Annotated in this window: 9 protein-coding genes; all 9 read left to right on the plus strand. The window is 58.3% G+C overall.

Annotated elements, in window-relative coordinates:
• Positions 1–20 precede the first annotated feature (20 nt).
• The 9 genes from A7976_RS04385 to A7976_RS14720 all read left to right on the plus strand — a co-directional run bounded on the left by A7976_RS04385 (position 21) and on the right by A7976_RS14720 (position 10,975).
• A complete protein-coding gene (locus A7976_RS04385; RefSeq protein WP_067107696.1) occupies positions 21–1,400 on the plus strand; it encodes a histidine kinase in 1,380 nt (459 codons plus the stop codon).
• The gene (locus tag A7976_RS04390) at positions 1,397–2,044 is read left to right on the plus strand and encodes a response regulator transcription factor (RefSeq protein WP_067107698.1); all 648 of its coding nucleotides are present in this window, start codon (positions 1,397–1,399) and stop codon (positions 2,042–2,044) included. Before A7976_RS04385 ends, A7976_RS04390 begins: the two co-directional genes overlap by 4 nt.
• A gap of 137 nt (positions 2,045–2,181) precedes the next feature.
• Positions 2,182–2,823: a MotA/TolQ/ExbB proton channel family protein gene (locus tag A7976_RS04395; protein WP_067107706.1), complete on the plus strand. Its 642-nt coding sequence runs from the start codon at positions 2,182–2,184 to the stop codon at positions 2,821–2,823.
• Positions 2,824–2,883: 60 nt separating this feature from the next.
• The gene (locus A7976_RS04400; RefSeq protein WP_067107709.1) at positions 2,884–3,294 is read left to right on the plus strand and encodes a biopolymer transporter ExbD; all 411 of its coding nucleotides are present in this window, start codon (positions 2,884–2,886) and stop codon (positions 3,292–3,294) included.
• A 4-nt stretch (positions 3,295–3,298) separates the two neighbouring features.
• Complete coding sequence (locus A7976_RS04405; protein ID WP_082877986.1) at positions 3,299–4,135, plus strand: energy transducer TonB; 837 nt, start codon at positions 3,299–3,301, stop codon at positions 4,133–4,135.
• Between the two features lie 171 nt (positions 4,136–4,306).
• Complete coding sequence (locus A7976_RS04410; protein ID WP_067107715.1) at positions 4,307–4,834, plus strand: RNA polymerase sigma factor; 528 nt, start codon at positions 4,307–4,309, stop codon at positions 4,832–4,834.
• 14 nt (positions 4,835–4,848) lie between these two features.
• Positions 4,849–5,862, plus strand: a complete 1,014-nt coding sequence (locus A7976_RS04415; RefSeq protein WP_067107718.1) for a FecR domain-containing protein — start codon at positions 4,849–4,851, stop codon at positions 5,860–5,862.
• Between the two features lie 294 nt (positions 5,863–6,156).
• Positions 6,157–9,774, plus strand: a complete 3,618-nt coding sequence (locus A7976_RS04420) for a TonB-dependent receptor domain-containing protein (protein WP_165601719.1) — start codon at positions 6,157–6,159, stop codon at positions 9,772–9,774.
• A gap of 271 nt (positions 9,775–10,045) precedes the next feature.
• Positions 10,046–10,975 carry a hypothetical protein gene (locus tag A7976_RS14720; protein ID WP_082877989.1) on the plus strand — a complete coding sequence of 310 codons (930 nt, stop codon included), beginning with the start codon at positions 10,046–10,048 and terminating at the stop codon, positions 10,973–10,975.
• Positions 10,976–11,074: the final 99 nt, after the last annotated feature.

The raw sequence follows: 11,074 nt of genomic DNA on the forward strand, positions 1-11,074 counted from the left end.
GAATCGCTCATCAAAGCACAATGAAAATCCTACTGGAAACATTAAGCCTCAAATTGCGCCTGAACCTGTTGATTACTGCCTTGCTGGCCCTGATGATGCTGATCGGGGCGATGCAACTCATCAGTAACGCGCGTGAAAACGTGAGAGCGGAAATAGAATCGACCGCTGTCCTGGTCACGCACCTGCTGGATGCCGAAATTGCCTATCTCGCGGCCACCGCCAATGTCGACGTTCAGGAGCATCCTTTTCGCTTGCAGGATTTTCGGCACATCCGCCATTTCAGGATCGAGTATTTCGATACGCATGGCCGTTTACAGGACAGCAACAGCCTGAAGGATGCCTCCAGGGCTGAAAGAATGGATACGCCGCCCTGGTTTGCCCGGCTGATGGAGCGCGTGGATATTGAATGGGCGGGGGCACGCCGCCACGTCGTCGTCAACGGCCGAGACTTCGGCGAATTGGTGATTACTCCCGACCCTTCCTACGAAATTGCGGAGGTCTGGGACGATACCATCGGCCTGCTATCGCTGGTCGTACTGTTTTTTCTCACGGTCAACATCATGGTGTACTGGGCGGTTGGTCGAGCGCTGCGCCCGGTGGGTAGCATCTGGTCCGCGTTGAATGAGCTGGAGCGCGGCAATCTGGACGCACGCCTGCCATCCTTTCGTTTGCCGGAACTGGCGCGCATCAGCGAGAAATTCAATCGCATGGCGAACACCCTTCAGCAGAGCATCAGCCGCAATCACAAGCTTTCGCAGCAGTTGATCCGCCTGCAGGAAGAAGAACGCAAGAGCCTGGCCCGCGACCTGCATGACGAGTTGGGCCAATCGCTGACCGCGATCCGGGTCGATGGAACAACCTTGCTGGAAATGAGCAAAACCGACTTTCCTGCCGCGCGCGAAAGCGCCCAGGCGATTGTGGACGTGACGCATCGCGTCATGCACCAGATACGCGCCATGCTGCAGCGCTTGCGTCCGGAAGTGCTGGACGGGCTCGGGTTACGCGCGGCGTTGAACGAAATGCTGTCGGGCTGGCGTCACCGCAACAGTAGCGTGACCTGCATCATCAAGCTCTCTGAGGGTATCGATAGCCAGGATGAAACCGCGAACATCACCGCTTACCGCGTGGTACAGGAATCGCTGACCAACGTGGCGCGCCATGCCGCAGCGCGACGCGTCGAAGTGTGCGTGCGCCGGGTGAATGGCGGTGCCGGTGGCAGCATGCTGGAAATCATGGTTTCAGATGATGGCAAGGGATTCGATTCCGAAAACATTGCCGGTTTTGGCCTGGGCGGCATGCGCGAACGGGTGGAAGGCATGGGAGGAACATTCGAATTGACCAGTGTGTCCGCGATGGGCACGCGCATCCTGGTCAGCATACCGATAAAGGAAACATCATGAGCACGCAGCGGAATATCCGCATCATGCTCGCCGACGACCACGCGGTCGTGCGTTCCGGGCTGCGCCGCCTGCTGGAGCAACGGCAAGGCCTGGAAGTCGTCGCCGAAGCGGAAAGCGGAGAACAGGCCTATCGCCTTTTCAGCGAGCATTTGCCCGATGTCACCGTGCTGGATCTTTCCATGCCCGGCATGGGCGGGCTGGAAGCGGTACGGCGTATACTTGCCCGCCATCCTTCTGCCCGGATGCTGGTGTTTTCCATGCACGAAAACGCCGCCTTCGCCACGCAGGCGCTCAAGGCTGGCGCGCGCGGCTACGTCGCCAAAACCGGCGCGCCGGAAGAATTGGTGACGGCCGTGCAGGAAGTGGCCAAGGGTAAAATCTATATCAGCACCGGTGTCGCGCAGAAAATTGCAATGCAGAGCCTGGATGGCGGCAATGAACCGGTCAACCAGCTTTCGGCGCGCGAATTTGAAGTATTCCGGATGGTGGCGGAAGGACTGGGCGCGGAAGAGGTCGCCTACAAGCTCAAGATCAGCCAGAAAACCGTCGCCAACTACCTCACGCTCATCAAGCAGAAGCTGGGAGTTTCCACGCCCATAGAAATGCTGCGCCTCGCCATGCGGCATGGAATGATTGAAAAGTAGCGGTCAGCTCTAAGGCAAGCGGGGCGCGATCGTATCAAAAATTTTTGATTTCGATATCAGGGTTTCACAGCCATTCGGCGTCATATCAACAAGGGATCAAATTTCTTGATCTCGTGACAACGAATGGATGCGCCAACATGGATTCAGTCCCCGATATCGTCGATGCCGTACTCATATTCCTGGTTTTACTCTCTGTCCTGATCTGGACGATAGGTATTGCCAAGTTCGTCGCATTTTTCAGAAATGCCAGGTACGACCGGCGTTTTCTGCAGGCCTATGCCAAGGCCGGTCATTTGCATGACGTGCTGGTCCTGGTGAAAGACGCGCGCGGCAGGATGGCGCGGATTTGCCAGGCGGGGCTGGATGAGCTGGCCCATTTGCAGCGGGCTTCGGATATGCCATCCGAGGACCGACGCGAAATCCTGCGACATGCGCTTCGCAGTCAGTCGCACAACGAACAAAGCCGTATGGAGAGCGGGCTTGCAGTGCTGGCAAGCATCGGTTCGACCGCGCCTTTCATTGGGCTGTTCGGCACGGTGTGGGGCATCATGAATGCGCTCAAGAATATTTCCGCCACGGGCTCCGCCGGGCTCGACGTCGTGGCCGGCCCCATCGGCGAGGCTCTCATCGCCACGGCCATCGGCATCGCGACCGCGGTGCCGGCGGTACTTGCCTATAACTATTTCCTGCGCAAGGTCAGGACCTCCGCGGCCGACATGGACAACTTCGCATCGTCATTCCAGCATCTGGTCATCAAATCCGGGATGAAAGGGGATTAGCCCCGGCTTTGCCGTTGCGCAAGCGCGCCACGGCAGTCCATGAATCGAGAGGAGTCGAATATGGCCATGAATTCTGGTAACGACGACAACATGATGAGCGAAATCAACGTCACGCCGCTGGTGGATGTCATGCTCGTGCTGCTGACCGTGTTTATCGTTACTGCGCCGCTGCTGATGAACGCCGTGCCGGTCAAACTGCCCAAGGCGACCGCCAGCATTTCCATTACGCAGCTCAAGAACGCGCGCATCAGCATCACCGATCGCGGCGATATCTATTTCAACGATGCCCTGCTGGCGATGCCGGAATTGAACGCCCGCCTCAAGGAGGCTGCTGGCAGCCAGGATTTTTCCGTTGAAATCCTGGCGGATGAAAAAGTCGAATACGGTGTCGTCGCCAAGGTGATGGCCGCCATTCAGCGCGCCGGTATCGCCAGATTTACCTTCGTCATGCTGCCGGAGGTGAAGAGATGAATCGATGCCATCCACGAAATGGCATTGCGCCGTCACAGGGTTGCGGCAATTGCCGATCGATGGAGTGCTGCCGGACATGACAGCCTCTCCGCGCCAGGATTTAAGCGTGGGCCTGGTTATTTCACTGGGCCTGCACGCAGCGGCCTTGCTGCTCGTGCCTTATCTTGAGCATCCCCGGCCTCAGCCGCAACTGCGGATGGAAGTGGAGCTGGCACAGGTAGCCGAAGCCCGGCACGAGGCTTTGCCTCTGCCCGTGCCTCCCCAACCGCCCGACATGCCTGAGCCGCAGCCGCGCCCCCAGCCGCGGGAGAAACCCGTTCCGAAGGAAAAATCGGCGGCGCTGCCCGTGCTCACCGCCCGGCAGGAGACGCCGGCGCCGGATGACTACGTGGCGGATGAAATACCCACGCCGGCCGCGGTCGAAAACGTGTCGCCGAATACCGCTCCGGCCGAGTTGCCCGTGGAGCCGGCAGAGTCTTCTCCGCTGCGAGAGAAAAGCGCTCCCAGTGCAGTTGCGCGACGCGAAAGCCCGGAAGAGGCGGGCACGGACGAGGCGTGGCAGGGTTATGGCCAATTGCTGCATGACATGGTAGGAAAAAACAAGAAATATCCGCAGATAGCGATCCGCCGCAGTTGGCAGGGACGGGTAACGGTGAGCGCCCGGATCAGCATGGGCAAGCTGATCGATATCGCATTGATCGACTCCAGCGGCCACAAGGTGCTGGACGAGGAAGCGCTGGCGATGGTGAGGAAGGCCGTCAATGTGCTGCCGGTAAAAGACGGCCTGGCCAACAAGTCGTTTACCGTCGTGGTGCCGGTGGATTTCCGGCTGGAAGGCTGAAGCCTGCCGCCAGACCGGCCAGAACATCGGGAAAATTTCCCGATGAAATCCAAGATTTCATCACATTCCCTGCTTCGATGGGAGGACTATCATGGCAAACCGATATGTGCGGTTTGCCGGCTGGCAAGTCGTCACCCGGCCGCAAGGCGTCCCCTTTCCCGGAGTAATGAAGTGTACTGGCACGGTCTTGATCTTCGCTGGGCGTATGCCGATCTGCTTCCCGGCATTTATCGCCATACCCACTGCACGCATGTCGCGCACGACATATTGCATGATGCGTTTTTGCGATTTGCGCTCACGCGGAATCGGGAGGCCATCGCGCAGCCGCACGCCTATCTGCGCACGGTGGTGCGCCATGTGCTGGCCGACAGCTTTCGCGAAACGTCGCGATTTGTCCAGCTCGTGCCCGACGATGCGGGAGACGAACGAGGCGGGGCGGGAGGCGCTCCCTTTCCGGAAGAGCATTTCTCGCCTTCCCCCGAGCATCTTGCCGACCTGCAGCAACGGCTGGAGGCATTGCAGCGCATTATCGATTGCCTGCCGCCGCGCTGCCGGGAAGTCTTCTGGTTATTCCGCATCGACGGGCTCGCCCAGGCCGAAATCGCGGCCCGGCTCAGCATCAGCCGCAACATGGTCGAGCGGCATATCATGCGGGCGCTGGTCGATCTGCGGACCGCTCGCAACCTGATGACGAATTGATCCCGCGACATGGCATGACGAGGCAGATTCAACGCTTGAGACAGGAAGCCGCGCGCTGGTTCATGCGCATGCGCGGCGCGGAACCTGACCATCCCGACCGAGGCCGGTTCGAGGCCTGGCTGATGTCGGATCCGGCGCATGCCAGCGAGTATTCTGCGTACTTGGCAATCTGGGAGGATTTCGACTCCGCGGCAAAGCTGGAATCGTTGGCGCAGGCGATGGAGCGCAAGAAAGCCGAGCGTCTGGAGCAGCGCACGCGCTTGGGCAAGGCGATGACACACGGCTTGCTGGGCATGATGATCATCCTGGGCAGTGGACTGTTCGGCTACAAGACGTGGCGGGCATGGGAGACGCAACCCGTGTTGCAGACGGCAAGCAGCACCGGCATCGGCGAAATCGGCCGGCAAACGCTGGATGATGGTACAGCGCTCATCCTCAATGCCGATACCAGCGTGGATATCGCCTATTACCGCAACAAGCGTACGGTCACCTTGCATCGAGGCGAAGTCATTTTCGATGTCGCGCGCGACCCGGAGCGCCCTTTCATCGTCGATAGCGGCCATGCGCGAGTCACTGTGCTGGGGACGCGTTTCGCAGTCAATCGGCTTGCAGACCTGGTGCGCGTCAGCGTTGATCATGGCCGCGTCCGGGTCGAAGCGCAGGATAACTCCGGCAATACGCGGTTTGAACCGGTGATCCTGAGCGACGGCGAGGTCGCCGAAGTCAGCCTCGAAGAACGGCCGCAACGTATCCGGCGCAGTGCAAACGATGCCTTTGCATTCCAGGGTGGCACACTTGTGTTCGAGCAGGCGACGCTGGGCGAAATCGCCGAAACCCTGTCGCGGTATCGCAAGGTGCCGGTACGCGCGCAAGTGAACCCCACTGACTCCGCCAAAATTACCGCCATCGTGCAAGTGCGCGACATCGAGAAGTTCCTCAAGGCGCTGCCGATAATCGCGCCGGTGAGCATCCACGAAACCTCCGGCGAGATCCGGCTGGCCGGCAGGGAGGCCCAGGGAAAACCGTGAGCCGTCCTTCGTTCGGAGCCTGTCGAATAACCCGTTCGCCCTGAGCTTGTCGAAGGACTGGTTCCGCACCCCCAGCGTGCTTTCCCGCTTCGGACAATCCGGGCCGATTCGCAAAAGAAACATCATCGGGAAGTTTTCACGGGTTTTTTCGGGAAAAACTACATAAAACCGACATCAGGGTTTGCTCTCCCCATCCGTCATAAAGGTATCGACAACCACAAATGACGATATCGGGGAGACCAAATGGTTGCAGCACATTCACGACAACAAAAGATGCTCGCAGAAGCATTCGCCTTGAAAATATCCCGCAGAGCAGTAGCTGGCGTCCTGCCATCCCGCAGTTACCCTGAACTGTCCGCAAGCGGCAGGGCAGGCATATCTTCCAGAATCGCGGCCTTGCTTGGTTATGCCGCGCTCGGCTTCGCACTGCATGCTGCCGCCGAACCCGTGAGCGTCAACCTGCCCGCACAGCCCCTGACGGATTCGCTCACCCAGCTCGCCAAAAAGGCAGGCGTCAGCGTGGTGTTCGACAGTACGCTGGTCTCGGGCAAAACCGCGCCCGCCCTCAATGGCGCCTGGGAGCCTGACGAAGCCTTCCGCCGACTGCTGCGCGGCAGCGGCCTGCAAATCACCATGGAAGGCGACACGGCCCTCATCCGCCGCCAAGCGCCAGGTGCGAAAAACGAAACCATCAAAACCGAAGTGGTCGACGTCCGTGCCTCGCGCTTCAAGCAGGTTGGCCCGATGCCGGGCCTGAATCTGACCAGGGAGGAAATCCCCGGCAACGTGCAGAGCATCAGCGCCGAGGAAATCAAGGAATCCAAGGCAATGACGATCGCCGAACTGTTCAACAGCCGCTTGCAGTCCGTCAACGTGAATGACTACCAGGGCAATCCGTTCCAGATGGACATCACCTATCGCGGTTTCACCGCAGGTCCGCAGATCGGCATGCCGCAAGGGCTGTCAGTGTTCTTCGACGGCGTGCGCGTCAACGAGCCGTTCGGCGACGTAGTCAACTGGGATTTGATTCCTATGAACGCGCTCGCCAGCGTCGACGTCTTTCCCGGCTCCAACCCCGTGTTCGGCCTCAACACCCTGGGCGGTGCGGTCGCCATGCGCACCAAGAACGGCTTCGACGACCCCGGCACCGACATTCAAGTCCTGGGAGGCTCCTTCGGCCGCAAGCAGGTCATGATGTCCACTGGCGGCAGCAAGGGCAATGTCGCCGGCTTCTTCGCGCTCAACCGCTTCGAAGAAGACGGCTGGCGTAACAACTCTCCCAGCAAGGTGATGCAGGCCTACGGCAAGGCCAGCTTTCGTACAGACAATCTCGACTTGCACGGCAGCGTGACCTATGCCGGCAACGACCTTGTCGGCAACGGCCTGATACCCAAGGAAATGTACGAGCAGGACAACGAAAGCGTTTTCACCTCGCCCGACAAAACCAGGAACGAGCTGTTGCAATTCCAGGTGGCTGGCGCGTTTCAGGTCAACGACACCTTCAGTGTCACCGGGCAAGCCTATCGCCGCAAGAGCGACCGCAAGGCGGTGACGGGGGATATCAATCGAGAGTTTGCGGAAGGCAGCGGCAATAATACCGCCAAAGGAAATGCCACCAGGCGCGCTTTGCCGGGGGAGAGCCCCGTATGTGCTTTCGCCAGCACAAATGCTTACGGGTTACCGAATTATTACATTACGCCGACAATATTTAGCGGATTTACGCTGGCGCATCTCAATGCGTTTGACTATACCGCCGGCAATACATCCTACGATCTGGATGGCGATGGCGACTATGACGTGGCTGACGCCATTGCCGACGGCTCAATCGATCCCTCCACACTCAATGGAACGATTCCGGCAAGTCTCTCAGATTATATAGCCGCAGGGACTGCCTTCGAGGCGGGCATGTTCACTGGAGTCCGTGGCGGAGGCTTCTTTAGCCAAGGCAGTACTTACATTGATGCCACCGATTCCGACGGCAATGGCGAAGGTGATTATCTCTATTCAGGGGTATTGGGCGGCGATTTCATGGGCGTCTGGGCGAATTTACTCTCTGATCAAGATGTCCCCTCCTATTTTCTCAATCCCAATGATGGCACCACCTACACCCTGCTGGCGGCCGAGTCACTCAATGGTGCGGGCTGCGGCGATTCCGGTACTTACGCCAATGCCGAGTACGAAAGCGGACTTATTTACGTAGTGGACGGTAACGGTGACCGAATTCGGCGTAACGGAGCAGTTGAAGCCGGAGGCACAGGGACTGGTTACGTCGATGGTACACCTAACGCCATTCTGTCCTCGGTGGATATCGGGCAAATTGTCCGAGGCGGCTCCATGCAATTTAACTGGGATACGGGGCGTCACAAATTCATGGTCGGTACCTCCCTGGACTATGCCACCAATACCTATACCAATTCGCAACTGCTGGCGCTGCTCGATGCCAATCGCAAGGCCTATGCCGCACCGGATGAAATCGGGTATGAATTCGCAGCTGCTACCTACCCGGTGCGCAACAACGATTTCAGCGGCAGCAGCAAGACTCGTAGCGCGTATCTGAGCGAAACCTTCACGCCTGTGGAGCGGTTCCACTTTTCGGCCAGCGCACGTTATAACCATACCCGTGTAATGACCCGGATGCGGACACGCAGCAACACCGAGGACGTCGACTTGAGGGCCATGTCGAGCCAGTATATGAGCTACTTGTTGTGTGAAGGAGCGGCATTGTCCGATTGCGACCAGTATCTGCTCAACAATCCGGTTCCTTCTCCCGATGCGTTGGTTGGCGGCTCCTTTGCGGGGGAGTCCTATTTCGACCCCTGGGAAAGAGAAGTGGCGACCTACCACAAGATTAACCCTGCATTCGGAGCAAGTTGGTCGCTGCGAGATCACATCAATGTGTACGGTAACTGGAGCCAGGGTACGCGCACACCTTCCGCTATCGAACTGGGCTGTGCTTTCGATTCCACCATTGTGACCAAGCATCCATTGACAGGACAAACCATTTCCCCAACGCCGCGCAGCCTGGTCAATGGCCGTTCCTGCACCTTACCCACAGCCTTGTCCGGTGATCCTTATCTGCCGCAGGTCGTGGCCCGCACGCTGGAATTTGGCGCACGCGGCAAGCTTGTCAACGGTTGGGACTGGAACGCAAGCATCTACAACACCAACCTGCAGGACGACATCTACTTCGTTGCGTACACAGCCACCCAGAGCTTTTTCGACACTATTGGCAAGACACGTCGGCGCGGGCTTGAACTTGGCTTGGGCGGCAAGGAGGGCAGATGGGATTTGCGTGCCAACTACTCGCTCACCGACGCCACCTTCGAGGCCGTGGCAAAGATCGTCAACGCTGACAACAGCGCGGTCAATCACCAGCTTGGAACAGCCAACTACAACATGATGACGATAGAGCCCGGTGACCGCATGCCGGGGATTCCGCTGCACAACATCAATCTCAACCTGGGGTATCAGGCCACAGACAAGTGGCGCATCGGGCTCACCATGGTGGCGCACAGCTGGTCGTATGCCAGAGGCAACGAGAACAATGAGCATGGACCGGCGGTGCAGTCGTATCAGCGGGTTATAAGCGGCGTTCCCACTACCGTGACCCGCCGCTTCAACGGTGACGGGAAGACATCCGGATATGCGGTATTCAACTTCAATACCAGCTATGACTTCGGCAACGGCTGGATTGCCAACCTGACAGTCAACAACCTGCTGGACAAGGAGTATTTCAGCGCCTCGCGTATCGATATCAACCCGTTCTCGCCGTCGATAAATGGTGCGATTGGGGCGAGCGGCTTCAACTACAACTCCAACGAGTGGCAATCGACGACCTTCGTTGCGCCAGGCGCGCCGCGCGCTGCATGGTTCACCTTGAAGTACGACTTTGGTACGGATAAGCGGAAATGATGCTTGGCGTGAAGAGATCAGGAAATTTTCTCGGAAATATCGGGAGTAATTCTGTGGTTGAGCTTGAGCTTTGATTGCAACATCCGCCAGCCCGCAGTTGAAGGGGTGGTGAACGCAGTGGGAGAAAGTGGGCAGGCATTGTGACTGCCCGCAAGTTGGATTTGGCTTTCCATCGTTCCGTAGAGCTTACACGGCGTTACAAGACGAAGGGGCCAGATGGGTGTCGCGGGCAGCCACAAATGCCTGCTCATTGTAACGTAAAGGAAAAAGCATGAAAAACAACATGATTCTGAAAGCGGCGGTACTTGGCGCTCTGGGTCTGGTTTCGGCTCAGGCGATGGCAACCGGTCTGGTCAACCTGCCTTCCACCGGTTTTGCGGTTGGTTCCGATACCTCGCCTTACACGTTGTGCAATACCACCAGCAACTTCGGTTCGGGGGATGCGACATACCCCACGACCCTTGCTAACAACACTTGCGCAGTATTTCCGGCAAACGTTAACACTGCGCCGGAAGCCAGCTTTACTCTGGTTACTAGCGTCGCCCGCAACATCGTGTTGAATGATGCTACGTACACCAACGGTACCAACGTTACGGTGGGTAGCGTGGTCGACAGAATCTGGCGCAAATCCTCCACCAATGAGTGCATCTACGGTGCTCAGATCACCCTGACCAATACGGATTACGACCTCAACACGGCCGGCAGTCAGTATCTCGAGGTAAATGACTTCGTACGCGCCGGCTTCAGCGGCCGTACCGTCAATGCCGGCTACTTTGTCAACAACTCCAATCAAGAGGACGTGGTATCTCGTATGGGCCGCACTAACGTGTCTGTGCAGCACCGCGCAGATGCAAGCGATGCAACGGGTCAAACTCCTGCGTCTGGCTATGTTGCCCAGCCGTTGACCACGCCAACCCCGGCCAGCACGCCGATCAATGGTGTCAATGCGTGGCCCGGCAGCGCACCTAGTGCATCGCAGCAAAGCGCCGCGCTGGATGGCAATTATGTCGACTTCACCATCGATGCGAACTACCTGGATGACGACAGGAGCAAGACGCCATCGTCTCCCTACACATACGTGAAGACCAGCTGCTCGTCTTCCACCCACACTGCTACGGCCGGTGCGCTGACCTTCCGTCAGACCGGTCAGGAGCAAGCTCCGTGGATTTCGTTCAGCATCAGCGGTTTTGTGCCTAACTAATTCGGCGGCAGTTCAGCCGAGCTAGTGAACGCGCGGGGGCTTAGGCTCCCGCGCATTCATCACCGATATCACAAAACATGCAGTTATCAATCTCCAGGA

The organism is Methylobacillus sp. MM3, assembly GCF_001645185.1.
Taxonomy (GTDB): Bacteria; Pseudomonadota; Gammaproteobacteria; order Burkholderiales; family Methylophilaceae; genus MM2.